This is a genomic window from Olleya sp. HaHaR_3_96 (assembly GCF_019278545.1).
Taxonomy (GTDB): Bacteria; Bacteroidota; Bacteroidia; order Flavobacteriales; family Flavobacteriaceae; genus Olleya.
The window spans coordinates 1,644,904-1,671,279 of sequence record NZ_CP058987.1 but is presented as its reverse complement, the minus strand read 5'-3'; the positions used below and the strand labels follow the sequence as shown (position 1 = coordinate 1,671,279).

General features: G+C 33.3%; 23 protein-coding genes. 15 read left to right on the top strand and 8 right to left on the bottom strand.

The genetic code is table 11. The annotated features are described in order from the left end of the window. Window position 1: 1 nt before the first annotated feature. The 3 genes from H0I26_RS07215 to H0I26_RS07205 form a co-directional block, all read right to left on the bottom strand. A complete protein-coding gene (locus tag H0I26_RS07215) occupies window positions 2-550 on the bottom strand; it encodes an STM3941 family protein (RefSeq protein ID WP_218701633.1) in 549 nt (182 codons plus the stop codon). A gap of 116 nt (window positions 551-666) precedes the next feature. Then, window positions 667-1,182 carry a hypothetical protein gene (locus H0I26_RS07210; RefSeq protein ID WP_218701632.1) on the bottom strand — a complete coding sequence of 172 codons (516 nt, stop codon included), beginning with the start codon at window positions 1,180-1,182 and terminating at the stop codon, window positions 667-669. Window positions 1,183-1,490: 308 nt separating this feature from the next. Beyond that, entirely contained in the window at window positions 1,491-3,770 is a 2,280-nt protein-coding gene (locus H0I26_RS07205; protein WP_218701631.1) for an alpha/beta hydrolase family protein, read from the bottom strand. Between the two features lie 165 nt (window positions 3,771-3,935). On the opposite strand from H0I26_RS07205, the gene H0I26_RS07200 reads away from it, so the two are divergent. Further along, window positions 3,936-5,042: an alpha/beta hydrolase family protein gene (locus tag H0I26_RS07200; protein WP_218701630.1), complete on the top strand. Its 1,107-nt coding sequence runs from the start codon at window positions 3,936-3,938 to the stop codon at window positions 5,040-5,042. A 116-nt stretch (window positions 5,043-5,158) separates the two neighbouring features. Here H0I26_RS07200 and obgE read toward each other — a convergent pair whose 3' ends face one another. Both obgE and H0I26_RS07190 read right to left on the bottom strand, forming a co-directional pair. Then, the gene (gene obgE / locus H0I26_RS07195) at window positions 5,159-6,154 is read right to left on the bottom strand and encodes a GTPase ObgE (RefSeq protein WP_218701629.1); all 996 of its coding nucleotides are present in this window, start codon (window positions 6,152-6,154) and stop codon (window positions 5,159-5,161) included. A 78-nt stretch (window positions 6,155-6,232) separates the two neighbouring features. Further along, window positions 6,233-7,348 carry an adenylate kinase gene (locus tag H0I26_RS07190; RefSeq protein WP_218701628.1) on the bottom strand — a complete coding sequence of 372 codons (1,116 nt, stop codon included), beginning with the start codon at window positions 7,346-7,348 and terminating at the stop codon, window positions 6,233-6,235. Window positions 7,349-7,468: 120 nt separating this feature from the next. Between H0I26_RS07190 and H0I26_RS07185 the strand changes: the two genes are divergently transcribed. From H0I26_RS07185 to H0I26_RS07140, 10 genes are all read left to right on the top strand, one after another. Beyond that, complete coding sequence (locus H0I26_RS07185) at window positions 7,469-8,623, top strand: 5-(carboxyamino)imidazole ribonucleotide synthase (RefSeq protein WP_218701627.1); 1,155 nt, start codon at window positions 7,469-7,471, stop codon at window positions 8,621-8,623. Between the two features lie 3 nt (window positions 8,624-8,626). Further along, window positions 8,627-9,109 carry a 5-(carboxyamino)imidazole ribonucleotide mutase gene (purE, locus tag H0I26_RS07180; RefSeq protein ID WP_218701626.1) on the top strand — a complete coding sequence of 161 codons (483 nt, stop codon included), beginning with the start codon at window positions 8,627-8,629 and terminating at the stop codon, window positions 9,107-9,109. 566 nt (window positions 9,110-9,675) lie between these two features. Continuing rightward, window positions 9,676-11,706: a M3 family metallopeptidase gene (locus H0I26_RS07175; RefSeq protein ID WP_218701625.1), complete on the top strand. Its 2,031-nt coding sequence runs from the start codon at window positions 9,676-9,678 to the stop codon at window positions 11,704-11,706. A gap of 121 nt (window positions 11,707-11,827) precedes the next feature. Next, window positions 11,828-12,331: a GbsR/MarR family transcriptional regulator gene (locus tag H0I26_RS07170; protein WP_090837464.1), complete on the top strand. Its 504-nt coding sequence runs from the start codon at window positions 11,828-11,830 to the stop codon at window positions 12,329-12,331. A gap of 55 nt (window positions 12,332-12,386) precedes the next feature. Continuing rightward, window positions 12,387-12,731, top strand: coding sequence for a hypothetical protein (locus H0I26_RS07165; RefSeq protein ID WP_218701624.1), 345 nt, complete (start codon window positions 12,387-12,389; stop codon window positions 12,729-12,731). A gap of 99 nt (window positions 12,732-12,830) precedes the next feature. Further along, window positions 12,831-13,259 carry a hypothetical protein gene (locus H0I26_RS07160; RefSeq protein ID WP_218701623.1) on the top strand — a complete coding sequence of 143 codons (429 nt, stop codon included), beginning with the start codon at window positions 12,831-12,833 and terminating at the stop codon, window positions 13,257-13,259. Between the two features lie 16 nt (window positions 13,260-13,275). After that, window positions 13,276-14,151 (top strand): methyltransferase domain-containing protein, encoded by an 876-nt coding sequence (locus tag H0I26_RS07155; protein ID WP_218701622.1) that lies wholly within the window; start codon window positions 13,276-13,278, stop codon window positions 14,149-14,151. Window positions 14,152-14,159: 8 nt separating this feature from the next. Then, a complete protein-coding gene (locus H0I26_RS07150; protein WP_218701621.1) occupies window positions 14,160-15,059 on the top strand; it encodes a TIGR01777 family oxidoreductase in 900 nt (299 codons plus the stop codon). Between the two features lie 57 nt (window positions 15,060-15,116). Then, window positions 15,117-15,671 carry a sigma-70 family RNA polymerase sigma factor gene (locus H0I26_RS07145; RefSeq protein WP_101017327.1) on the top strand — a complete coding sequence of 185 codons (555 nt, stop codon included), beginning with the start codon at window positions 15,117-15,119 and terminating at the stop codon, window positions 15,669-15,671. 2 nt (window positions 15,672-15,673) lie between these two features. After that, complete coding sequence (locus tag H0I26_RS07140) at window positions 15,674-15,931, top strand: hypothetical protein (protein WP_232735151.1); 258 nt, start codon at window positions 15,674-15,676, stop codon at window positions 15,929-15,931. Here the strand turns inward: H0I26_RS07140 and H0I26_RS07135 are convergent. Further along, window positions 15,911-16,738, bottom strand: a complete 828-nt coding sequence (locus H0I26_RS07135) for a hypothetical protein (RefSeq protein ID WP_218701620.1) — start codon at window positions 16,736-16,738, stop codon at window positions 15,911-15,913. The genes H0I26_RS07140 and H0I26_RS07135 overlap by 21 nt on opposite strands. A 162-nt stretch (window positions 16,739-16,900) precedes the next feature. On the opposite strand from H0I26_RS07135, the gene gcvP reads away from it, so the two are divergent. The 4 genes from gcvP (at window position 16,901) to H0I26_RS07115 (ending at window position 22,346) form a co-directional block, all read left to right on the top strand. Beyond that, complete coding sequence (gene gcvP / locus H0I26_RS07130) at window positions 16,901-19,753, top strand: aminomethyl-transferring glycine dehydrogenase (protein WP_218701619.1); 2,853 nt, start codon at window positions 16,901-16,903, stop codon at window positions 19,751-19,753. A gap of 94 nt (window positions 19,754-19,847) precedes the next feature. Beyond that, window positions 19,848-20,906 (top strand): 3-oxoacyl-ACP synthase III family protein, encoded by a 1,059-nt coding sequence (locus tag H0I26_RS07125; RefSeq protein ID WP_218701618.1) that lies wholly within the window; start codon window positions 19,848-19,850, stop codon window positions 20,904-20,906. Window positions 20,907-20,941: 35 nt separating this feature from the next. After that, window positions 20,942-21,463: a methyltransferase gene (locus H0I26_RS07120; protein ID WP_218701617.1), complete on the top strand. Its 522-nt coding sequence runs from the start codon at window positions 20,942-20,944 to the stop codon at window positions 21,461-21,463. Between the two features lie 34 nt (window positions 21,464-21,497). Further along, complete coding sequence (locus tag H0I26_RS07115; protein ID WP_218701616.1) at window positions 21,498-22,346, top strand: glycosyltransferase; 849 nt, start codon at window positions 21,498-21,500, stop codon at window positions 22,344-22,346. Between the two features lie 128 nt (window positions 22,347-22,474). Here the strand turns inward: H0I26_RS07115 and H0I26_RS07110 are convergent, their stop codons facing one another. Then, window positions 22,475-23,281, bottom strand: coding sequence for a DNA/RNA non-specific endonuclease (locus H0I26_RS07110; protein WP_218701615.1), 807 nt, complete (start codon window positions 23,279-23,281; stop codon window positions 22,475-22,477). After that, the gene (locus H0I26_RS07105) at window positions 23,281-26,259 is read right to left on the bottom strand and encodes a T9SS type A sorting domain-containing protein (protein ID WP_218701614.1); all 2,979 of its coding nucleotides are present in this window, start codon (window positions 26,257-26,259) and stop codon (window positions 23,281-23,283) included. Before H0I26_RS07105 ends, H0I26_RS07110 begins: the two co-directional genes overlap by 1 nt. Window positions 26,260-26,376 lie beyond the last annotated feature (117 nt).

Sequence of the window (26,376 nt, the reverse complement as noted above, 5' to 3'; positions counted from 1 at the left end):
ATTAAGCATTGATTTTGTGTTTAGCAAATTCAGTTTGTAATAGTTGCTCTAAGTCATTAAAATTATAGATCAAACTTTTTGATGTTATAGTAATTGGTGTACCACACAACCTCATGTTAGATTTCATTAATTTTGCTTTTATTTTAGAATTTGCTTTACTGATATATGCTTCTGGATTCTTTAAATTAATTAAAATAAACTTAGTTGAAGCTACATGCTTAATTTCTATATCTGTAATATCTCCCCATTTAACAAGCCCAATACTAGTTGCATTTGAATTATCTACAACTCCGTTTTGATTGATAATCAACCCCGGTTTTTTATCAAAATATTTTGTACCTAGATAAACACCTATTGCTCCAAAAAATAGCAAACAAAAGCCTACTACAATTCTTAGCACTAAAGGATCTCTCATAAATTTTAAAGGAAAATTTTGATATAAATGTGTGTTAAACATTATCCACATAGCACCTATTACAAATAGAAAAGAGATAATAATTCCGAATATTATTTTTTTCTTACTTAATGGTATTTCTATTGTATTGTTCATTTGTTTAAAATAATATTAGTTGGTTTAGCAGTTAACATTTTTCAATAATAAAGCTTCGTTATTGTTATACACAGTTTTACTGCTTATTTTTTTAATCTATTTACAGTAATATGTAATTATATAAAATTTTCTAGTTCTTTACTCATAGTCATTTCTAACTCTAAAATCTCTTTATCTGATTTTTTATAAGCTAAGTTACCTAAAAAGCCAACAACAGCTATATAAAGAACAACACCTAAAATACCATAGACATTTGAACTAAAATAAGTCGCTGAAAAAGGCATTAGAGTTAACATCCAAAAAGCAATAAAATACATTTCATATTTTTTACGTCTAGACATATAAGTCTTAAGTTTTGTAATACTTGCCAATAAGGACATTTGTGTATAGGATTTTTGTCTTATATCTTTTAGAGACATAAATTTATCTATAAAAAAGATTATAGCTAAAGCCCCCATTAATAATAGTATTACAGATAGGTTATTATCTCTAGATTTAAATGCTAACGCTAATGAAATAGTTACCAAAACAATTGATGATAGTTTTGCCAGTTTAGCTCCTATAAGTAACTTTTTAAATTTTGATAATTGTTGTTCAAATGTGTCTGTTCTGTTTGTTTTTGATGTTGTCATGGTGTATTGGTTTTAGGTTAATTATTGATTTTAATTTAAAACGGCGTCAATGATTAATTGAACGACTGCTTTTACTAAATTGATCATAACACTGTTGTTTTTGATTGATAATTACTACTCGTTTTGTATTGATAGCATAAATATACAGACACATTAGGCATTTAAAAGTGATAATATGACGAGTGGTAAATAGCTTATGCTAAGCGGAAATAAGAGGTTTTAAGTCATAAAAAAAACTTTTAAGATTACGCTTAAAAGGCTTTTTACTAACTAAATTGATTGGTTGGTTTTGATTGGTTTTGGCTGGTTTACTTTAAATGTTGTGCAAAAAAACCTAACATCGCTTTGTACAATGCTACTCTATTTTCTTCATGAGAAAACCCATGTCCTTCATCATACTTTACCATATAAGGCACCTCTATATTTCTAGCTCTCATACTTTTTACAACTTGATCAGATTCGTCTATATTAACTCTTGGATCATTAGCACCTTGAATTACAAATAATGGTTTAGTAATTTTATCGACGTGTAAAGCAGGAGATACTTCTGTCATAATCTTTTGATCATTTTCATCCTCAGTATTATACCACTGCTCATTAAATTGTGGCATGTAAGGTTTCCAATATTCTGGAAAAGACTCAAAAAAGGTAAACAGATTACTAACACCTACATAATCTATCCCACAAGTATATAAATCTGGAGTTTTAACAAGGCTACCTAAAGTTGCCAGTCCGCCGTAACTTGCGCCATAAATAGCCGTTTTATTTCCATCAATAAAATCTAAGGTTTTAGCATAAGCTACAGCATCCTCTAAATCGTTAAGCATTTTTCTCCCAATTTGCTTATTTCCTTTTAAAAAGAATTCTTTTCCATAACCACCAGACCCTCTATAATTAACCTGTAAAGTAGCATATCCTCTACTTGCAAACAATTGCGTTTCTGGATTAAAACCCCAATAGTCTCTAACACCATAAGGTCCTCCGTGAGGATTTACAATTAATGGCACTCTTTGTCCCTTTTTAATAGTATTTGGTATTGTGATGTAACCATAGACTTTTAAACCATCTCGAGATATAAAGTTAATAGGTCTCATTTCTGCCATATCTTCCTCATGCAGTTGTGGCATTAAATCCAATAGCTTTGTAAACGTGTCACTTTTCACGTCATAAGTATAGTATGTTCCATAAAGCTTATCTGTCTGTATAATTACCAAATACTTATCCTCGTCTTCAGTTTTATCCACAATAGAGAACACTTTATCTCCAAATTCCCTTTTGAATTTTTCATCTAACTTTTTGTAATAATCACTTACTGGTACAATGTGTGTTTTTTCTCCTGTATAAAAATAGTAATCCACTTCATACCCTCTTTTTTTAGAACGACTAACACCACCTACATCAAAAGTTGGATTGCTATAGACCTTTTCTATTATTTGTTTTTTTGCTAAATCGTATAAAACCAATTCGCTTGTATTACTCTCTAAATTGGTTAATACAAAAGCATCATGCTTATAAGGTGTATTATAATTAAAAGCTACGATAGAAAAAGAATCTTTCCAATTAGTAGTTACTACCTGATTAAAAGGTTGATCAGCTCCTGTTCTGTAATTTAACACATACTCCACTCCATTTTGCTGTTTTGTATAGCCTCTTAAATTACCATCTTTATCAAATTCATAACCCGCAATAGGTGAAGTTGCATCTTTATTTTCAAATAGTTTTTCCATATCTCCCGTTACAATATTGATTTTGTAAGGCTCAAATATTTGTTTATTATCTTTATTCATCATAATAATAACATGATCTGGCTGATCCTCTAAAAGGTTAGAAAAATTAACTTGCACATCATCAAATGGTGTTAATGCTTTTGGATTACTTCCATCAATATTAGCAGCAAACAGTTGATAATTTTCGTTACCCCCATTATCTTTTACATAAACTAATCTATTATCATTAGCCCAACCATAACCTCTAATTAGTTCCTCACCTTCTTCTATTGCAAGTGTTACCTTATCAGTTTTTGTGTTTTTTACATACACATGGTTTTTCCCATTAGCATCTTTCTCTCTGTATGAAAAGTAATTCCCTTTAGGCGAAAATTGAAAAGAGCTAGTTGCTGGATCTTCAAAATAATCTTCAGTAGAATATTTATATGTTCCATTATCAAAAGAAGACAACTTATCTAAAGCATCTTTAGAAGATGGCAAGGACACATCGCCTGGTTTGATTTTTATGGTTTTGGTTAGATTTAAAGGAAACTCCATCCCGCCTTGATAAAATATTCCATTAATAGCTTCTTTATCTAAAACACCAACATATTTAATTCCGCCTTGCTTAAAAGTGATGGTTAATTGGTTGTCTTCAAAAAGAGTTTTATCCATAAGAATCCCTGTTGCACCTTGTGCCGGACTATCCATTGTAGATGACAAAATGCCACTATCGTTTTTTACATTAAATACTAAAGGGATATCTTGACCTTGCGCAGTCAATGTCCCTTTCCAAGATCCAGAAATATCCTGAGCAAATGTGCTAATGGATAGCAGCAAAGCTAAAATACTTAAAACTAATTTTGTGTTTGGTTTTTTCATGATGGTTGCTTTTTATTATTAGTAGTTACCTTATTTGTAATCAATTACAGTAAATTGTTACATTTGTTTTTATAAAGATATATTCAGAATCTGCTTTTATAATTGAAATTATGATGAGCGGTCAACTAATAATGATAAACGGAAATATCAAGTAAATCTATTAATATGAAGCCTTTAAAAAAAGTAATATCCTTATTAACGTTGTTTATTTACACGATATCTTTTGCACAAACCGAAAAACCACAGACTCCTAAAGCACCTTTTGATTATATAATTGAAGACGTCACGTTTGTAAATAAAGACGCGGATAGCATAACGTTAGCAGGCACATTAACATTACCAAAAAATAGAAAGCAACCACCAGTTGTTATATTAATAAATGGTTCTGGTGCACATGATAGAGATTGTACTATGATGGCTCATAAATCGTTTTGGGTTATTGCGGATTACTTAACCAATCAAGGTATTGCTGTGCTGCGCTTTGACGAACGTGGTACTGCTAAATCCGAAGGTGATTTTAGTAAAGCAACCACTTTTGATTTAGCCAAGGATGTAGAAGCGGGTATAAACTACTTGAAATCTAGAACAGATATTGATTCGTCTAAAATTGGATTAATTGGCCATAGCGAAGGTGGTGTAATAGCACCTATCGTTGCTTCTACAAATCCCAATGTTGCCTATATTATTATGCTTGCTGGGCCCGGAGTTAATGGTCAAAAAATACTACAATCGCAAAGTAAAAAGATAGGCAAATTACAAGGAGCGACGGATGAAGGTATTGCTTTTAATAATGAATTAACTGCTATAGCATACCGAGCTATGTTTTCTGAAACTGAGGTTGAAAAACAAAAAACAGCTATCGAAAATGCTTTAAAAGAATTTAAAGTCAAATTACAAACTGAGGATAGCCCTTTTAAAGTATATGTTAATGATTATACTATTAATCAATTAAAAACACAACTTTCTAATCCTTGGTTGCAAGCTTTTATAAAGCTAGACCCTAAACCTTATCTAGAAAAGACTAACTGTCCTATTCTTGTTTTAAACGGATCAAAAGATGTACAAGTGTTACCGGAAATTAACTTGCCTGAAATTGAAAAACATCTTAAAACTGCAAATAATAAGGATGTCACTATAAAACAATTAGAAGGATACAATCACTTATTTCAAACAGCTAAAACGGGGCTTTTAAATGAATATTTTACAAACGAAGAAACCTTCTCTCCTGTTGTATTAAAAATAATGTCGGATTGGATTAATGCTAGATTTTAGAGCAAGTACTAACATTATATGAGATTGATTTTGTGTCATAGCAAACAATACCTAAAACATTAATCACAAAAAAAGCTTCCTAATAGGAAGCTTTTTTTTATATACTAATTGAATACTTAGTTAAGCATTTTCCAAAGCGAATCTTTCAACTCGGTTAATCCTTGTTGTGCTACACTTGATATAAACTGATAAGGTATTGGTAATACTTTATCCAATTCTACCTTCATTTCAGCTTTAAGCTCATCATCCAACATGTCTGACTTAGAGATAGCAATCATGCGATCTTTGTCTAACATTTCTGGATTGTAACGTCTTAATTCATCTAACAAGATTTCATACTGAGCATTAATATCTGGTGCATCTGCCGGTATTAAAAATAGTAAGATAGAGTTACGTTCTATATGACGTAAAAAGTAGTATCCTAATCCTTTTCCTTCTGCTGCTCCTTCAATAATACCAGGTATATCAGCCATTACAAAGGTTTGAAAATCTCTGTACTCCACAATACCTAAGTTTGGCTTAAGCGTCGTAAACTCGTAATCCGCAATTTTCGGTTTTGCTGAGGTCACTACAGATAAAAGTGTAGATTTTCCTGCATTAGGGAAACCAACTAATCCTACATCCGCTAAGACTTTAAGCTCTAAAGTAATAAAATGCTCTACCAAAGGTAAACCTGGTTGCGCATAACGCGGCGTTTGGTTTGTAGAACTTCTAAAATTCCAGTTTCCTAAACCGCCCTTTCCTCCTTCAGCAACGATAACCTCTTCTCCTTCATCAGTGATTTCAAAAAGAATTTCGTCCGTCTCAGTATCTCTTACAACAGTACCTAAAGGCACGTCCATGTACATATCTTCTCCGTCAGCTCCAGAACTTCTACTTTTACTTCCGTGTCCACCGTGTCCAGCTTTGACGTGTCGTTTAAATTTAAGATGTAATAGTGTCCAAAGATTAGAGTTCCCTCTTAAAATAACGTGTCCTCCACGTCCACCATCTCCTCCATCTGGTCCTCCTTTTGTAATAAATTTTTCGCGGTGTAAATGCACAGATCCTTTTCCTCCGTTCCCAGAAGAGACGTGCATTTTTACGTAGTCTACAAAATTTCCCTCAGTCATAATTTATTTAAAAAATTAAAACGTTATCAGTTAAAAGCTTTCACTAATACTTCAATAACTCAAACCTATTGGTTTGTATTACAATTTGTCAATTACAGTATTTAAACGTTTAGTAATATCTGTAATAGATCCTATTCCATCAACTCCAAAATATTTGTTTTGTGCTGCGTAATAGTCTTTTAAAATAGCCGTTTCGTTATAATATACTTTAATTCTGTTTCTAATAATAGATTCGTCAGAATCATCTTTTCTTCCACTAGTTTTACCACGCTCTAATAAACGTTGTACTAAAACCTCATCTTCAACTTCTAAAGCAACCATTGCGCTAACTTCAGAATCTCTAGCCTCCATTATCTTTTCTAATGCTATAGCTTGTGTTTCATTTCTTGGAAAACCATCAAAAATAAATCCATTTGCACCAGCATTTCTGTCTACTTCTGCTTCCAACATATCTATAGTCACTTGGTCTGGCACTAAATGTCCCTTATCCATGTATGATTTTGCTAATGTCCCTAAAGCCGTTTCGTTTTTGATATTATATCTAAACACATCTCCTGTAGATATATGTACTAGATTATATTTCTCTTTTAAAAAATTAGCTTGCGTTCCTTTTCCTGCACCTGGAGGTCCAAATAGCACTAAATTAGTCATATGTTGTGTGGTTTTTAATTGATATACTGCTGGTAGATCCCTTCCTAATCCATCATAGTCTAATCCGTAGCCTACAATAAATTTATTAGGTATTTCCATACCAATATAATGCAACTTAAAGTCTTTCTTATAGGCTTCTGGCTTATAAAAAAGTGTTGCAATTAATAATTGTTTTACGTTCTCGTTTTCAAAAATGCGATGTACTTCGACTAAAGTGTTACCGGTATCAATAATGTCCTCTAAAATAACAACTGTACGTCCCGTTAAGTCTTGTGTTAAACCTATTAAACGCTGAATATCTTCTGTCGATTTAACACCTTCATAAGATGCTAATTTAATAAAAGTGACTTCACAAGGTTTTGGATATTTTTTTACAAAATCGCTAACTAACATAAAAGATCCATTCAAAATACCAATAAAAACGGGTACTTCGTCGCCTAAATCTTCCGCAACTTGATGCGCCATTCTTGTGACTGCATCATCAATTTCTTGCTCAGAAATAAATGGTTTAAACTGTTTGTCGTGAAGCGTTATCGTCTGCATTTTATAAATTTAAAGCGCAAATATACGTAATTGTGACTGTTTAAGAGATATTTGAATTCGATTTTTAGGTACTGTTTTGGTTTTAAAATGTATTTTTGTAGCTAACACGTTTCTTGACTAATGAATTATTTTTCTTCAGACTTTAAATTAGGTATTTTAGGTGGTGGCCAATTAGGTAAAATGCTCCTTTATGATACTCGAAAATTTGACATATACACTTGCGTTTTAGATAATAGCAATGAAGCACCAAGCCGAATGGCCTGTAACGAATTTACACAAGGTGATTTAATGGATTTTGATACCGTTTACAATTTTGGCAAGCAGGTTAATGTGCTTACCATTGAGATTGAAAACGTTAATGTTGACGCATTAGAAAAACTAGAAAATGAAGGCGTAAAAGTCTACCCGTCCTCTAAAACTTTGCAACGTATCCAAAATAAAGCCACGCAAAAATTATTTTATCAAGATCATAATTTACCAACTGCTCCTTTTAGTCGATTTGCTTATGTCTCAGAAATTGAAGATGCGATTGATAACGGTGGGTTAAAACTACCCTTTGTATGGAAAGCAGCACAATTTGGCTATGACGGTAATGGGGTTAAAATAGTACGATCTCTAAAGGATTTAACAGATTTGCCTAAAGGCGAATGTATAGCAGAGCAATTAGTTCCTTTTAAAAATGAACTAGCTGTTATTGTGGCAAGAAGTGCTACTGGAGAAACGAAAACGTATCCCGTAGTCGAAATGGAATTTCATCCAGAAGCCAATCAAGTCGAATATGTTATTTGCCCAGCAAGAATACCCTCTGAAGTTGCTAAAAAGGCACAAGACATTGCTTTAAAAACATCCGAAGCGTTTAATCATGTCGGCTTATTGGCAGTCGAATTATTTCAAACAGAAGACGACCAGATTCTGATTAATGAAGTCGCACCAAGACCACATAACTCCGGGCACCAAACGATTGAAGCGAGTTACACTTCGCAATTTGAACAACATATCCGTGCGGTATTAGGATTACCATTAGGGAAGACAGATAATAAAACGGCGGCTGTTATGGTTAATTTAGTAGGTGCTGAAGATTATGAAGGCCCCGTAAAATATAAAAATATTGAAGTTATCATGGCTATGAATGGTGTAACACCTCATATATATGGTAAACAAGAAACTCGTCCTTTTAGAAAAATGGGCCATGTCACTATAATAAACGAAGATTTAAATACGGCACGTCAAATTGCTGAAGAGGTTAAAAACAGTATAAAAGTAATAAGTCAATAAAAGATGAATAAAGTAGCAGTAATAATGGGAAGCAATAGCGATATGCCAGTCATGCAAGACGCTATAGATATTTTAAAAGATTTTGAAATAGATATTGAAGTTGATATCGTATCTGCACATCGTACACCAGAAAAATTATTTGAATTTAGTAAAAACGCACACAAAAGAGGCATTAAAGTAATTATTGCTGGTGCTGGTGGCGCTGCACATTTACCAGGTATGGTAGCTGCTTTAAGTCCATTACCAATTATAGGAGTCCCTGTAAAAAGCAGCAACTCTATTGATGGATGGGATTCTGTATTATCTATCCTTCAAATGCCTGGAGGAGTTCCTGTAGCCACAGTAGCCTTAAATGGAGCAAAAAATGCTGGTATCCTAGCAACACAAATTATAGGCGCCTCGGACCCTTTAGTTTTAGACAAAATAATAGCTTACAAAGACAGTTTAAAATTAAAAGTAGAGCAAGCGGCTAAAGCTATTAAATAGTTAAAAATAGAAAACCCCAACTAAAGTTGGGGTTTTCAATCGCTATTAATCTTTCTATATGAGGGTAATATAATCTCACATCAAAAAAACTTATTACAAATTTGCCACTTATCCTTCTAATAGTAGAAATGAAACCTCTAAAAACCAACGCTTTCGGCAAAAAACCCTAAATAACCGACAAAACACGGGTTTTAAACAAAAAAAAAGCCCCAAACTAAGTTTGAGGCTTCCATCGCTATTATTTTTCTATACATATGGGTATAAATACACATATCAAAAAAACAGTTGCAAAAACGTTACTTTAATTAATAAACTCTAATAGTTATTCAAAAACATTTTTTATTTTAGTTTAAAAGAGACATTAATACGATGAGTAACGAAAAAGATAAAAAAAAAGCAAAAAAAAAAGCCTCAGAAGTATCTGAGGCTTTTTATCGCTATTAATCAATAATTTTTAAGTGAGTAACCAGCTCACGGGAAAAAATCTTTGCGAAAATAGACATTTATATAATTAATATGCAAGAAAAATATTAATTTTAACAAAACATTTATACTACAACGTTATAATGAACATACTTTTAAAACCTTTTACTACCAATTTTAACACGGCACCATTCCAATCTATAAAAAATGAAGACTATAAACCTTCTATTTTAAAACTTATTGAAGACGCTAAGCAAGATATTGACACCATAGTTAATAATACTAATGCACCAACGTTTGAAAACACGATTGAAGCATTAGAATTTTCTGGACAACAACTAGATCGTGTCACGAGTATATTCTTTAATTTAAACTCGGCTGAAACAAATGACGAGATTCAGAAAATCGCGCAGGACATCTCTCCTATTCTAACAGAGTTTGGAAATGACATTACATTAAATCAAGACTTATTTACTAAAGTTAAAGCTGTGTATGATACTAAAGATAGTTTAGATTTAACAACAGAACAAAGCACATTATTAGATAAAAAATACAAAAGTTTTTCCAGAAACGGTGCAAACTTATCTGAAGACAAAAAATTAAAATTAAGAGCTATTGACAAACAATTAGCTAGTCTTAAATTAAAGTTTGGAGAAAACTTATTAGCTGAGACTAATGCTTTTGAAATGCTATTAACCAAAGAAGAGGAAGTCTCTGGTTTACCTGAAGGTGCTAAAGAGGCTGCCAAACAATTAGCAGAGAGCAAAGACAAAGACGGTTGGTTAATTACATTAGACTACCCCAGCTACATCCCTTTTATGACGTATGCTGATCGCAGAGATTTACGTGAAAAATTAGCAAAAGCGTCTGGAGCTAAAGGTTTTAAAAATGATGCTTTAGACAATCAAAACAACGTATTAGATATTGCAAGATTACGTTTTGAACGTGCTAACCTATTAGGATATCAAACGCATTCGCACTTTGTATTAGAAGAGCGCATGGCAGAAACTCCAGAAAAAGTAAACACGTTTTTACAGGACTTATTAGTAAAAGCTAAGCCTGCTGCTGAACGTGAGTTTGCCGAATTAGAAAATTTCGCAAAAGAACTTGATACTATTGATCAATTAGAAAAATGGGATTCAGCTTACTACTCTGAAAAATTAAAACAAAAATTATTTAATTTAGATGACGAGCAACTTAAACCTTACTTTAAATTAGAGAATGTTATTGATGGTGCCTTTCAAGTGGCTAACAAATTATTTGGACTTCAATTTAAAAAAATTGACAACATAGATAAGTATCATGAAGATGTTATGACCTATGAAGTTTTAGATGAAAACGATGCATTAGTCTCAATATTCTACGCTGATTTTTTCCCTAGAGCAGGAAAACGAAATGGCGCATGGATGACCTCTTACAAGCCTCAATTTATTAAAGATGGTATTAATGAAAGACCACACATCTCTAATGTCTGTAATTTTACGAAACCGACCAAAAGCAAACCATCCTTACTAACATTTAATGAAGTGACTACTTTGTTTCATGAGTTTGGTCATGGATTACATGGTATGCTTGCAAATACTACTTACCCAAGTTTATCTGGAACAAGTGTGTTTTGGGATTTTGTAGAGTTACCAAGTCAAGTGTTAGAAAACTGGTGTTATGAGAAAGAAGCACTAGAGTTATTTGCTAAACACTACGAAACTGGTGAAGTGATACCTATGGATTTAGTTGCAAAAATTAAAGAGAGTGCGACGTTCCAAGAAGGCATGCAAACCTTAAGACAGTTAAGTTTTGGTCTTTTAGACATGAGCTGGCATGGTATAAATCCATCGGATATTACAGATGTAAAAACACACGAATACAAAACGTTTGAAGACACTAACTTATATCCTGACGTAAAAGAAAACTGTATGAGCACTGCTTTTGCACACATCTTTCAAGGCGGCTACTCTTCTGGGTATTATAGCTACAAATGGGCAGAAGTTTTAGATGCAGATGCCTTTGACTACTTTAAGGAAAAAGGTATTTTTAACAAAGATGTAGCAAAAAAATTCAAGGACAACGTGTTGTCTCAAGGCGGTACAGAAAACCCAATGGTATTATACAAACGTTTTAGAGGTCAAGAGCCAAAACCTGAAGCGTTATTAAAACGTGCTGGACTGATTAAATAATCCATATTTAAACATAATAAATCAAGCCATTCTTAATTAAATTAGGAATGGTTTTTTTATTTAAATAAATTAAACTTTCAATAATTACTGAAAGTTTAAAAATAAACTATATCTTTGTGTCATGGAATATCAAGAAGCAAAAGATAAATTTATTAGTACTTGGGGAAGTTTAGGTTCTTTATGGGGAATAAACAAGGCTATGGCACAAATACAAGCGCTTCTTTTTATATCCACTAAACCATTATCTATGGAGGAGATCATGGAGGATTTAAAAATCTCTAGAGGAAATACAAGTATGAATCTAAGACAATTAATGGATTGGGGTATTGTTACCAAAACATTAGTTGCTGGAGAGCGTAAAGAGTTTTTTACTACTGAAAAAGACGTACAAGAATTAGCAAGAATTATTGCAGTAGAACGCAGCAGAAGAGAAATCAAACCTGTAGTAAAAGTGTTAAACGATGTGTCTAGTATTACAGATGATGGAACAGCAAAAACTAAAGAATTAATTAAACAAACTAAAGCACTTCACGAATTAACAGAAACTATGGACGTGATGATAAATAAATTGGTAAATCAAAAACAAAACTGGATTACAAAATCTTTACTTAAACTTTTCAAATAAAAAAATTTACTATTAACTTTCAATAATTTCTGAAAGTTTCATAAAAACTATAATTATGAGAAACACATTCATATTTAACCTAGTCACCTATTTATTCGTCATTTTACTATTTTTAGCAGCACCAATATATGGCGCTCTTGCTCAGTTTGCTTTAGGCATAATACAACTCATTATAGCCATATATCTCAAAACTAAATCAGCCCACTACTCAAAAGGGTTACAACAATTATTAAGTTACTATTGGATACAAATAGCGCTCTGGTTTACAGCTTATGTCTTATTTGCAAACCTATTAACGCTAAATGACTACAACTATTTATTTCTTTTCATAATCCCAATGTGTATTGGCTTATACTTAGTGTTTGTGCATTACCTGGTAGTACAAGCGTTTAACTATTAAATAAAGAAAAACTTATATCAAGTCAATTATTGGTCTGTCTTAATTACAATACTACTTAGCTTGTTTTCATTTATACATAACTTATAATATCTCAAAATCATGACAATTCAAATTCCAAATTGGTTAATAATCTTAGGAGGCTGTGGCCAAATATTCACTGCTCTTATCTATCCTTATATCCGTCATAACGTTTTTGATTGGTATAATGATGTTAAACAACTAAAACCTTTAAATCAAGAAATTGCTAAAACTTATGGGCGTTATATCCAAGGTTTAAATTTCTCTTTTGGATTAATAGCAATTCTAATACCTACAGATTTAAAAAACGGAACACACTTAGCAATCACATTAACAGGACTAATTGCTGCCTATTGGGTTGGTAAAGTAGCCACGCAAATTGCTTACTACCCTATGTACGACATCCCGCAAAAAACTATTTTCAAAATAGGAAGTTACTTTATGAACACCTTATTTGTGACATTCGCAATTATATATACTTGGTTACTCATTTTAAACATATGCCATTAATTAAAACGTAAGACTTATGAAAACAATACTCTCAGCACAACTGGATCAGTCAGAACAAAACAAAATAGAAATGGTTGACTTTTATAACGAAGCAACAGAAGACTATGAATTTTGGAGTAAAGATTTTAATATGCATTTTGGTTACTACATTCCTTTTAAAACAAACCCTTTTAAAAGAGATGAGATGTTAAACCAAATGACCAACCAAGTAATCAGTCGCTTTAATTACACCAACAAAAAAGCAACTTTAATAGATTTAGGTTGCGGTATGGGAGGCTCCATGCGATATGCTATTCGAAAACATAAAAATCTGACCGCTATTGGTGTCACACTATCTAACTTTCAAGTTAAACAAGGCAATACATTATTAAAAGGCTTAAAAGGAACAATCCTTAAAGAAAACTATAATAACACCTCGTTTAAAACTAACAGTTTTGATTCTGCTTTAGCCATAGAAAGTTTCTGTCATTCTGGTCACAGTAGAACGGCGCTTAAAGAAACATACCGAATCTTAAAACCAGATGGCAAATTAGTTATTGCTGATGCTTTCTTAAAAAAAGAAGAAACAGAATTGTGTTATGGTGGAAAATACGCGTATCACAAACTATGTAGTCATTGGAGTTTAGAAAAGCTAGAAACCAAAAACAACATGGTTAAAAAGCTTCAATCTGTCGGCTTTACAAATATTAAAATAGAAGATGCTTCACTTAGAGTAGCCCCTTCTGTATTACATGTTCCGTTTACCATTATGGGCTTCTTCCTAAAAAACCTAATAACACTTAAAGGTTTTAAAAAAGAAAGTCTGCACAACTTACTAGGGTCTTTCTATGCTCTATTATCTGGTCTGCACATGAAAAGTTTTGGGTATTACATTATAACTTGTACTAAATAAATTAAATAATGAAAACAATAATTATAGCTGGCGGTACTGGATTTTTAGGGCAAGCCTTAAAAAAGCATTTTACAAAAAAAAAATATACTGTTTTGATTTTAAGTAGACAGCCAAAATCAAAAAACGATATACACTGGGACGGAAAAGAACTTGGTGACTGGACTAAGCATTTAGAAAACGCACACGCATTAATAAATCTATCAGGAAAATCTGTGGACTGTAGATATACAGATAAAAACAAAAAAGCAATTTACAATTCAAGAATTGACACCACCAATTTACTTGGATTAGCTATCAACTTATGTGATAATCCACCTAAATATTGGTTTAATTCCTCCACTGCAACAATATATAAAGGATCATTAGACACACCAAATACCGAGAAAAACGGAATAATAGGTGATGACTTTTCCATGAGCATTGCTAAATCCTGGGAACAAACTTTTAACGCAATAACAACTCCGAAAACAAAAAAAGTAATCTTACGCACCTCCATTGTATTCGGTAAAAATGGTGGCGCCTTAATCCCATTGAAACAACTGACACGATTTGGTTTGGGAGGTAAACAAACATCCGGACATCAAAAAGTAAGCTGGATACATGAAACTGACTTTACTAATGCTATTCAGTTTTTAATGGACAACAATCTAGAAGGCATATTTAATCTTTGTGTCCCTCAACCCACAGACAACAAAACACTCATGCAAAATTTGAGACATGTCTTAAAAATACCGTTTGGATTATCTCATCCATTATGGCTTTTAAAATTAGGGGCCTTTTTTATAGGTACAGAAACAGAATTAGTTACAAAAAGCAGAAATGTACTCCCTGAAAAACTGCTTCAGCATGGATTTACATTTAAGTATACAAACATAAAAACAGCATTAAAAGATTTAATAAAAAAATAAAACTTAAGGTTTATTCTAATTTTACTATTTTTAGCCTGAAAAAGAAAAATTAATTATATGCCTAATCACAAAATAGATCCCAATAAATGGATTGATTTATACAGCGATTACCTGTTTAATTACACCATCACACGTGTAAATGATAGGGCTATCGCGCAAGATTTAGTCTCTGAAACATTTTTAGCTGGCCTAAAAAGTATGAAAAATTTTAAAGGCGAAGCCAGCGAACGTACGTGGTTAGTTTCCATTTTAAAAAGAAAAGTTATTGACCATTATCGTAAAATCAACTCTAACAAAGGAAAAGCAGAAGTTAGAATGTCCTATAATAGTGACAGCGAAACTGAAGGTGATTGGTTAGAAGAACGCGTTGCAGATCCCTATGATAAAACAGCTGAAGACCAAATTGAAAATACAGAGTTAGCCGATGCAATTGAAAATTGCTTATCAAAATTACCGAAAAAGCAAGCTCAAATATTTGAAATGAAAACGATTTTAAATTACGAAACGGAAACTATTTGTAATGAATTAGAAATTACTGCGTCTAATCTATGGGTTATAATACACAGAGCCCGAGTATCTATGGCAAGTTGTTTACAAAATAATTGGTTTTAAAAATGAAGAATAAATTTATGATTTCTTGCGAGGAATCCGGTCACATTTGTGACAAAGCACAATATCACGAAGCTTCAATATGGGAAAAAGTGAAGTTTAAATTTCATACTTTAATATGTAAAGTATGTAGGCAGCATTCCGAAACCAACGGTAAGCTTACGGCTTTAATCGAAAAAGTGAAATCAAAAAACTTATCTTCTACAGAAAAAGATACCATTAAGTCGTCTTTTGAAAAAGAATTAAATAAGCATCAACACTAGCCAAAAAACAGGCAAAGCTTCTAACCACAAGGACGTATAATATTTTGTTCTGTTTTGGTTAGCAAATAGCATAAATAGACCTAACACTAGACAGACTATTAATTGTATTATCAAATAGTCTGTTTTAATAGTGTCTTTAAAAAATTCTGAAACATAAAAGACTAGTAACAATACAAATCCTAATAGTTTTGTACGCTTCACTCCTATTTTCTGAGGTATCGTTGCTAATTTGAGGCTATCATACCGTAAGTCTATAATTTCAAAAGGTAACATTAAGGCAATTACAAATATAAAGATTTGTATTACAGACACGATAACGTCCTCACTAAAACCTACTTGGTTATTTACTAGTGGCAAAATAACGGTTACCCCGCTCCACACCAAAGCAATAACATATACTTTTAACCCACTAATATCTCTTAGATTTTGTTGTGTATCCAAATACCATTTTTTTGGTAAAAAAGGAATGGCATATAAAAAAGTAACACCTCCAAAAATCGCAATCAAAATCAACGACTCCTCCGCTAACTGTAAGGCATAATAGCACATTAAAATAAAGCAGCCTAAAGAAAACACTTGTGTGACGCGCAACCAACTCGCCAAGCTTCTATGGTGCCACTTGGCAATCCCAAAATACTTTACAAAATTATAACCAGTAATCGTAGCATAAAAATTAAACCACAAGACACTACTATCATAATTGACATCAAACTTTTTAAGAGTCACCCAGCTTAATGCATACACCGCTAAAGCAACATGGACACTGCTATTTATGTAAAAATCTAAAAGTTGTTTTAACGCCTTCATCAGGCAAAAATAATTAATCTGTTAATAAAGGAGCCTAATAGTTGAAAACTTTCAATTTTTAACAAAACTTTCTATTAGATTTTGTTAATTTTGCAATCATTAAAAAAGCAACTATAATTTATTGTCAGTCCTTTAAAATAGGACATTAACAACACAACACAAATGAATACAAACGCTTTCGCATTACGTCACATTGGTCCTAGAGAAAATGATCAAAAACTAATGCTTCAAACAGTTAATGCAGATTCAATAGAACAACTAATTTCTGAAACCGTTCCTGCAAACATTCGTCTTAAAAAAGAGTTACAATTAGACGAAGCCATGACAGAATATGAATACTCAAATCATATTAACAACCTGTCAAAACTTAACAAAACTTATAAAACCTACATTGGATTAGGGTATCACCCTACAATCCTACCGGCCGTTATACAACGTAACGTTTTAGAAAACCCGGGTTGGTATACAGCTTACACGCCTTATCAAGCAGAAATTGCGCAAGGACGTTTAGAAGCATTGCTTAACTTCCAAACCATGATTACTGATTTAACAGGAATGGAATTAGCAAACGCCTCTTTATTAGACGAAAGTACTGCTGCTGCAGAAGCTATGAGTTTATTATTCTCGGTTAGAGCACGTGACCAGAAAAAAGCAGGGATTTGCAAGTTTTTTGTAAGTGATGCTATTTTACCGCAAACACTTTCATTATTACAAACCAGAGCTACTCCAATTGGAATTGAGCTAGTTATTGGTACAGAAGCATCATTTGATTTTTCTTCTGACTTTTTTGGAGCTATTTTACAATACCCAGGAAAAGATGGTCAAATTACAGACATCAAAACTTTTATCGAAAAAGCAAATGCTAATAACATAAAAGTAGCGGTAGCTGCAGATATTTTAAGTTTAGTAAAATTAGAAGCACCCGGTAAATTTGGTGCAGATGTGGTGGTTGGTACTACACAACGCTTTGGTATCCCAATGGGTTACGGAGGTCCACACGCCGCTTATTTTGCAACTAAAGAAGCTTACAAACGTGATATTCCTGGTCGTATTATTGGTGTTACAAAAGACGCTAATGGTAACAGAGCCTTACGTATGGCTTTACAAACTAGAGAGCAGCACATTAAACGTGACAAAGCAACCTCTAACATCTGTACTGCACAAGTATTATTAGCTGTTATGGCTGGTATGTACGCCGTGTATCATGGTCCAAAAGGTTTGACGTTTATAGCTAATAAAGTACATAATGCAACCTCTACTTTAGCCGACGCCTTAACTAAAATGGGAATCGAGCAAATAAACACTGCCTTTTTTGATACCATCCAACTTAAAGCTAATGCGTCTGCAGTAAAAACAATTGCAGAACAACGTGAGGTTAATTTTTATTACCCTAATGATACTACAGTAACTGTTTCTCTAAACGAAACGACTTCTGTAAACGATTTAAACGAGATTATTTCAATTTTCGCTGAAGCGGAAACAAAGCCGGCAGTAACAATAGATGGTTTTACTGACGCAAACAATATTCAAGATTCAATCCAACGTCAAACGTCATTTTTAACTTTAGACGTTTTTAATACGCACCATTCTGAAACAGAATTAATGCGTTACGTCAAAGGATTAGAGCGTAAAGATTTAGCATTAAATCACTCTATGATTGCACTTGGATCTTGTACAATGAAGCTTAATGCAGCCTCAGAAATGCTACCATTAAGTAATCCAAACTGGGGAAGTATTCACCCATTTGTGCCAATAGATCAAGCCGAAGGTTACCAACAAATGTTAAAAGCATTAGAAGACCAACTAACGGAAATTACAGGTTTTGCGGGGACCTCTTTACAACCAAACTCTGGTGCTCAAGGTGAGTATGCTGGATTAATGGTTATTAGAGCGTATCACGAATCTAGAGAGGATCATCACAGAAACATCTGTTTAATACCAAGTTCTGCTCACGGAACCAATCCTGCAAGTGCAGTCATGGCAGGAATGAAAGTGGTTGTTACTAAAGCAGATGAAAACGGTAATATCGATATTGACGATTTACGTGAAAAAGCAGAATTACATAAAGATAATTTAGCAGCCTTAATGGTAACCTATCCATCAACACATGGTGTTTATGAGTCTGGAATTAAAATTATCACACAAATAATACACGATAATGGTGGTCAAGTCTACATGGACGGAGCCAACATGAATGCACAAGTAGGCTTAACTAATCCAGGTAACATTGGTGCAGATGTTTGTCACTTAAACTTACACAAAACGTTTGCTATACCTCACGGTGGTGGTGGACCTGGTGTTGGACCAATATGTGTGGCTAAACAACTAGTGCCATTTTTACCAAGTAACCCAGTAATCAAAACGGGAGGAGATCAAGCTATTACTGCTATTTCTGCTGCGCCTTTTGGATCAGCTTTAGTATGCTTAATTTCTTATGGTTACATTAAAATGTTAGCTACAGAAGGTTTAAAAAAATCAACTGAAATTGCTATTTTAAATGCCAATTACATCAAGCACAGATTACAAGGCGCTTATGAAACGTTGTATTCTGGAGAGCAAGGTCGTGCAGCCCACGAAATGATTATTGACTGTCGTCCGTTTAAAGCAAATGGTATCGAAGTTGTAGATATTGCAAAACGTTTGATGGATTATGGTTTTCATGCACCAACAGTGTCTTTTCCGGTTGCAGGAACGATGATGATTGAGCCAACGGAAAGCGAAAGCAAAGCAGAAATGGATCGCTTTTGTGATGCTATGATTTCTATTAGAAAAGAAATTGATGCCGCATCAAAGGATGACGATAATAATCCGTTAAAAAATGCACCGCACACTTTAGCGATGTTAACTAGTGACGAATGGCTATTACCTTACTCTCGAGAAAAGGCAGCATATCCACTTGACTACGTGATAGACAACAAGTTCTGGCCTTCAGTACGTCGTGTTGACGATGCTTACGGAGACCGTAATTTATTTTGTACTTGTGCGCCTATTGAAGCATATGTAGAGGCAAACTAAGCGTTGAACATCGTAAATAATTAATCAATTAAAATTGCCTTTAATTTTTACTGCTTATCTTAGCAGATAAACAATTAAAGGCAATCCTTTTTTTATGAATATTAAGATTACAGGTACAGGAAGTTATATACCAAGCACTATAGAAAAAAACGAAGATTTCTATAATCACGAATTTTTAAATGCTGATGGTTCTAAAATAAATAGCCCAAATGAGGTTATCGTAGAGAAGTTTAAAGCGATAACAGGTATTGAAGAAAGGCGCTATGTTAAACCTGAACTATCAAATTCTGACATTGCATTTTTCGCAGCAGAAAAGGCTATTGCAAATGCAAACATCGACAAAGAAACTTTAGACTATATTATTGTAGCACATAACTATGGTGATGTAAAAATAGACTCGGAACAAAGTGATACCGTGCCAAGTTTAGCTTCTCGTGTAAAACACCTTTTAAAAATTAAAAACCCAAAATGTGTTGGTTACGATTTACTTTTTGGTTGTCCAGGTTGGATAGAAGGCGTTATACAAGCTAATGCTTTTATTAAAGCTGGCATAGCTAAACGTTGTTTAGTTATTGGTAGCGAAACCTTATCAAGAGTGATTGATGCACATGACCGTGACTCTATGATTTATAGTGATGGTTCTGGCGCTGTCATAGTTGAAGAAACTACTGAAGAAGGTGGTATTTTGGCTCACGAATCTGCCACTTTTGCTTATGACGAAGCACATTATATTTTCTTCGGAGAAACTAATAAACCTGAAACCGATAGTCAACGTCGTTATATTAAAATGTTTGGTCGTAAAATTTACGAATTTGCGCTAACCAACGTACCATTAGCTTTAAAATCATGTTTAGAGAAAAGTGGTTACGATATAACAGATGTTAAAAAGATTTTGATCCATCAAGCTAACGAAAAAATGGATGAAGCTATCGTAAAACGATTATACAAATTGCATAACATGAAAATGCCTGAAGGTATTATGCCTATGAGTATTGGTACACTTGGTAATTCAAGTGTTGCAACGGTACCTACTTTATACGATTTGATTTTAAATGGTAAATTAGAAAACCAGGAGATTAACAAAGGGGATGTTATCCTTTTTGCTAGTGTTGGTGCAGGTATGAATATTAATGCTATAGTTTATAAACAATAAAAATCTGAATCCGTTTCAGACGAAAATCTATTTTTGTGTACGAACAAACCTTTCCGCATAAACGCTTTAAACTAACCTATCAATTTTTAGAAAAACATATTTCTAAATCTGAAACGGTGTTAGATTTAGGTGTAGAAAACCCGTTTACCAAAATTTTAAAGGACCACTCATTTGTAGTTGAGAATACCAAAGGTGAAGACCTAGATTTTGATACATCTGCTATAAAAAACTCAGATGCGACAGTAGTCACTGCTTTTGAAATTTTTGAACACCTACTAAATCCTTTTACTGTTTTACAAAGTATAAAAGCAGACAAATTAGTAATAAGTGTTCCCCTTAGATTATGGTTTTCTTCCGCTTACAGAAGCAAAACGGATACATGGGATAGACATTATCACGAGTTTGAAGATTGGCAATTAGATTGGCTATTAGAAAAAACGGGATGGAAAATTATAGACCGACAAAAATGGACCAATCCAACAAAAAAACTAGGGATTAGACCAATTTTAAGATGGTTTACCCCTAGATATTACATTATTTATGCTGAACGCGCTTAAATACATCTAACTTTAAATTCTAATATTTTCTATTTTGAATTTCAGTATTATTATTCCAGCACATAACGAAGAATCTTCTATCGGACTAACGCTACAGTCTTTAGTAGACCAAACGTTACCACCTAAACAAATTGTGGTGGTTAATGACAACTCTACAGATAACACAAAAACGATTGTAGAGGACTTTCAGAAACAACATGATTGTATCACTTTAGTTAACGTTACGTCATCAAACAAACACTTACCAGGAACTAAAATAATCAACGCCTTTTACAAAGGCTATGAGCTTTTGAATACCAATTACGATGTGCTTTGTAAATTTGATGCCGATCTTATTTTTCCTTTAAATTATTTAGAAACATTAGCGCTTCATTTTAATAAAAGTAAAACCATTGGGATGGTTGCTGGCTATTGTTATATTAAAAAAAATAACGATTGGGTTTTAGAGCCTATAACAGGAAAGGACCATATTAGAGGTGCACTTAAAGCGTACCGTAAAGATTGTTTTGAAGCTATTGGACAACTTAAAAGAGCGATGGGTTGGGATACTATTGACGAGTTATTAGCTAAATATAATACGTATGATATTGTATTGGACGAGACATTACACGTCAAACATTTAAAACCTACAGGTGCAAGCTATAATAAAGGCGCAAAACACCTACAAGGTGAAGCCATGTATAAGATGCGTTATGGTTTTACACTTACACTTATAACAGCCTTAAAAATGGGCTTAAAAAAGAAAAGCTTTAGATACTTTAAAGATTATATTATTGGTTACCTAAAAGCTGCCAGAAACAAACCAGAACAACTAGTATCCATTGAAGAAGGTCAATTTATTAGAAACTTGCGATGGACCGGTGTTAAGAAAAAATTATTTTAGAAAATACTGATTAGACATTACAGAAAATCTATTAATTAGTGAAAGCATCATTTTTTAAAGTTTTTCTTGACAGCTTCAGCCTTTTACCTTCTCTCTTTTGCCTTTATACTTACTACTTTTAAAACAATCTAAAAACTCCAGCCTTTATAATCACTTGACGCTTCTAATCTATTCTCTGTAGCATCATCTAATTCTGAAAAGAAATCAATTCCTGTTAAATCCTCAATAGTATCAACTGACGTTACAAATTTATATAATGGTTGATCAGACTCTTGATGCGGCATCAAAAAGGCAATAACCTTAGTTTTACCAGAATTATTATCTATTAATACTTTATAAAATTGATTAGGAACAGCTACTTTTTCTGTGCCGATAGTTTTCATTTTACCTTTTAGAATACCCCCAGAAACAACAAAAACACCATCATACCTACTTGCCCAATACCGTGTCTTCTGTTCTAATCGATTCCAAACACCGGCATTAAAATCATGTCGTTGCGGAGAAACATTACTCGTTAAAAAAGTTTCGTCATGCGCTGCTTTACTAAACTTCCTATCTGCCGCAGGACATAAATGTCCACGATCATAGCCTGATTTTTTATAATTACGCCAATGTGCAGCACCCGTTTTTACAGCATCATCCACTTCAAAATAAGGTCTTTTAAAGTCGTTCTTTGATAAATGTATTTTTTTAAGTTCATAAGCCACCCACTCTGCTTGCTCATGCGGTTCGCTATAACTTAAACTATAACCATCATGATGCACAATTTGCCCCGTGGTGCTTGTTGGTAAAAAGTATTCGTTTGTGTCAGATTTTACGGTAGCGCCTTCTTCGACAACTTCCGTTTTATCTCTTACATCCAAATATTCCTTTGTACCGTAAGTTGCTATTATGATTAATGCCGTTAATAAAGAGTATTTCGTTTTATTAGACATTATTGTTTTGCAAATTTCAACTTTAATTTTTGACCAGAATACTTACTAATCTCAGCAATATATATCCCTGTTTTCAAAAATGAAAGATCAACTTCTCTATCGTCTACATCTTCTAAATTTGTTACTTTTTGGCCCAATACATTATAAATAGCTATCGTTTCAATAGAATTTACATTATTCAAAGTTGTAAAAACTAAGGCTTCTTTATCTACATTATAATACAATCCAGAGGCTTCAGCATCAAAATCATCTGTAGATAAACTTTCTGCATTTTGATAAACGATAGAAAATCGAGACTCATCTTCACCTTCACTTAGACTTAACGTTACAGGATTAGATTGTATATCGTAAAACATATTAGTTTGATTATCCTTTAAGTAAATAGTTTCGTTAGCAGGGAAGTTTACTGTTCTATCAACCTCAAAAGTAAAGTCTCCTGAGTTTGTGATGTCGATACCTAATGGAATTTCATCTGAAACATCAAAACTATTCAATCCTTGAATACACATTTTTTTGTCAATTATTGGCCAATATAACTCATTTGGTAACTCATTAAAAGACTCACTATCATAACCATTATCATAATCTACACTAGCATTAGTATCATAACCTAAAGCTATTGTCGATTCGTTATTTAGATGGTCTTTAAATTTAAGCCAAAATATAATCCTGTCATCTGTAGGCGTATTTTGTGCTGACCTATAAAACACAGATTCACTTAAAGATTCTCGAGCATATACACGTTGACTATTACTAAACTGAACAGCACCGGTATTTTGAATTTTGACAAAGAAACCCTGCCCAACTGCAACCCCATCTTCCGGCGCTCCTTTTGACGACGAGCTACCAGTAGAAGGTAAAGATGGTGCTTCTACACCTGTTAGTAAATTACGAGTAGCGTATCCTCCTTGATAATCAGCTAATATATGAGTGTTATTTGCCTGAAAGTGTTCATAAAAATAAATAGAGCCACCAATTACAGCCGAATTATCATTAATAAAAGCTGTTGCCGTTATTGCTGATGGATAAGGGTTACCAATTAAAACTTGATTACCATTAATAACAGGAATATTATAATCGCCATCATTTGCCGTACCTCTAAAAACATAAGTCTGATCAGTAGTTGCTGTTGGTGTTGTATTACCAGAACCTTTCATAAGATAACCCATAGCTGGAGTTACTCCGGTAGTTGGGGTGATATGGTTCCACCCATAATAATTATCTATTAAATCATTAAAAGTATACAACCAATAACTACTTAATTCAATAGGACTGGCAGATGGATTAGCATCATACCCTCCTGTAAAACCTATTGGCCCAGCCTCTGTTTCTAAATAACCAACTTGCCAATCACCACTTCTATGGACTGGTGCACTCCAATAATTATAATTATATAAATTAAAAGTCCCTTCTTGTCTAATTTTTAAATCTCCACTTCCTGTATTTAAAGAAACTCCTGTATGATTTTGAATTAGCTGAGCTTCTCCTAAAAACTCTACTGTACCTTCATTAAATATTCCATTTTCTACCTCTAACAACACGCCATCATTGACTTGCAATATTGCTCCTGGCTCCACCTCAACCTCTCTAACATGTGCATCTGCAGTTAAAATGGCTGTACTTCCAGATTTAACGGTGAACTTTAAACAAGCATCGGTATTATCTGGTGCATGTAAAGCACCTGAACCGTTAAAAAAAGCAGTTCCGTTCCAAACGATTTGATCCGTATATCTTAATGTGAAATAATCAGCGTCCGAAAATGACACACCTGTAACTGTTGCTGTTGTTCCTGAAACGGTCAAATTATAAGCTGTAGGACTACTAAAATCACTATCGTTATCCACCACCAATTGTAAATCACCACAAATAACAGCGATAGGCATACTTGAAATATCAAAAGACATGGTTACCGTACCCAAATCTCCGACTTTACTGATTCTCCATTTAGAATTAAGTTGATCGCTATAATTAGAAGAATTTGTTACAAAAGCATAACTCGGATCCTTAATATTTTCTCCCCAAAACAAAAAATCGCCATTAGATAATGCCGAAGGCGTATTAATCCTTACAATTCCGGTTCCTTGAGAATCTGTTTGATTACTTCCATCTGCTGCTTGACCTATTCCTGCAACGTCATGATCAAAATCACCATTTGCAAGATTGTCTTGAGTATATAAGTCGTTACTTGTTAAAGAACGATTAAATTTAGAAGACAAATAATTATCAATAATAATGCGCTGGGATGCGTTTACTTTTTCTTTAAAAATGACTAACTCGGTAATATCACCTGAAAAACCATTAGTACTTGTTGTATTTCCTCCTAAATTAAATCTTTGAGAACTATGCGAATTATAAGTAGAACTTCCTGCAACTGTGGCTAGTAAATCTTCATTTCGATACAGCTGCTTACCTGTTGTAGGGTCCGCATCATAAGACCATATAGAATAATCCAATAAATCAGTCAAGCCTCCGACCTGGATGCGTCCAGCGGCACCACAACAAGTACCAATATCATAATAAACCGTTCCATTCCAAGGAATATGATTAGAAAATCTAGTAGTCCCTACTAATGGATCTGTAGTATAAACCACTGACCTCTGTGATGTATTGTTAGCCTTTGCAACCGTAAATGAAGAAGCTTGATTTGTAACAAAATTAGATGTAGTTAATGTTAAACCTGTTCTAAGTCTATTAGCGCCATTAAACGCTATTTCGTCATAACCATTTACAGCTGCTACATTTAATGTGGGTCTATAGCCCGCCGTCTCACTAATATCAAAAGCAGTAACTCCTGCTGAATTAGTCCATAAATCTATTAATGAGCCTGAAGTCGAAATACCGTTATCTGGACGATACCATATAATTAAACTTGAACTACCATCATTGGAACCAACTCCACCTGGCCCAGTTTGAGCAAATAAATAAGTAGGTAATAAAAAGGCAAAAAGTATTAGTGATAATAAATATTTTTTTAACATGCTAGTAATAATTTTAGGGCATTACGAATATATACAAACTAAAAGACTGTCAGATGTTTTTAATATTACTATTAATAAAAATCGACAAAGAACATATAAGTCAGATAAGATGCAGTA

Bases quoted from the DNA above. Each gene is read 5' to 3' on its own strand.
- H0I26_RS07170 (WP_090837464.1), top strand. From the start codon at position 11,828: ATGGAATATCAAGAAGCAAAAGATAAATTTATTAGTACTTGGGGAAGT.
- H0I26_RS07200 (WP_218701630.1), top strand. From the start codon at position 3,936: ATGAAGCCTTTAAAAAAAGTAATATCCTTATTAACGTTGTTTATTTAC.
- H0I26_RS07155 (WP_218701622.1), top strand. From the start codon at position 13,276: ATGAAAACAATACTCTCAGCACAACTGGATCAGTCAGAACAAAACAAA.
- H0I26_RS07150 (WP_218701621.1), top strand. From the start codon at position 14,160: ATGAAAACAATAATTATAGCTGGCGGTACTGGATTTTTAGGGCAAGCC.
- H0I26_RS07140 (WP_232735151.1), top strand. From the start codon at position 15,674: ATGAAGAATAAATTTATGATTTCTTGCGAGGAATCCGGTCACATTTGT.
- H0I26_RS07145 (WP_101017327.1), top strand. From the start codon at position 15,117: ATGCCTAATCACAAAATAGATCCCAATAAATGGATTGATTTATACAGC.
- H0I26_RS07135 (WP_218701620.1), bottom strand. From the start codon at position 16,738: ATGAAGGCGTTAAAACAACTTTTAGATTTTTACATAAATAGCAGTGTC.
- H0I26_RS07185 (WP_218701627.1), top strand. From the start codon at position 7,469: ATGAATTATTTTTCTTCAGACTTTAAATTAGGTATTTTAGGTGGTGGC.
- obgE (WP_218701629.1), bottom strand. From the start codon at position 6,154: ATGACTGAGGGAAATTTTGTAGACTACGTAAAAATGCACGTCTCTTCT.
- gcvP (WP_218701619.1), top strand. From the start codon at position 16,901: ATGAATACAAACGCTTTCGCATTACGTCACATTGGTCCTAGAGAAAAT.
- H0I26_RS07125 (WP_218701618.1), top strand. From the start codon at position 19,848: ATGAATATTAAGATTACAGGTACAGGAAGTTATATACCAAGCACTATA.
- purE (WP_218701626.1), top strand. From the start codon at position 8,627: ATGAATAAAGTAGCAGTAATAATGGGAAGCAATAGCGATATGCCAGTC.
- H0I26_RS07110 (WP_218701615.1), bottom strand. From the start codon at position 23,281: ATGTCTAATAAAACGAAATACTCTTTATTAACGGCATTAATCATAATA.
- H0I26_RS07160 (WP_218701623.1), top strand. From the start codon at position 12,831: ATGACAATTCAAATTCCAAATTGGTTAATAATCTTAGGAGGCTGTGGC.
- H0I26_RS07215 (WP_218701633.1), bottom strand. From the start codon at position 550: ATGAACAATACAATAGAAATACCATTAAGTAAGAAAAAAATAATATTC.
- H0I26_RS07205 (WP_218701631.1), bottom strand. From the start codon at position 3,770: ATGAAAAAACCAAACACAAAATTAGTTTTAAGTATTTTAGCTTTGCTG.
- H0I26_RS07105 (WP_218701614.1), bottom strand. From the start codon at position 26,259: ATGTTAAAAAAATATTTATTATCACTAATACTTTTTGCCTTTTTATTA.
- H0I26_RS07175 (WP_218701625.1), top strand. From the start codon at position 9,676: ATGAACATACTTTTAAAACCTTTTACTACCAATTTTAACACGGCACCA.
- H0I26_RS07165 (WP_218701624.1), top strand. From the start codon at position 12,387: ATGAGAAACACATTCATATTTAACCTAGTCACCTATTTATTCGTCATT.
- H0I26_RS07210 (WP_218701632.1), bottom strand. From the start codon at position 1,182: ATGACAACATCAAAAACAAACAGAACAGACACATTTGAACAACAATTA.
- H0I26_RS07190 (WP_218701628.1), bottom strand. From the start codon at position 7,348: ATGCAGACGATAACGCTTCACGACAAACAGTTTAAACCATTTATTTCT.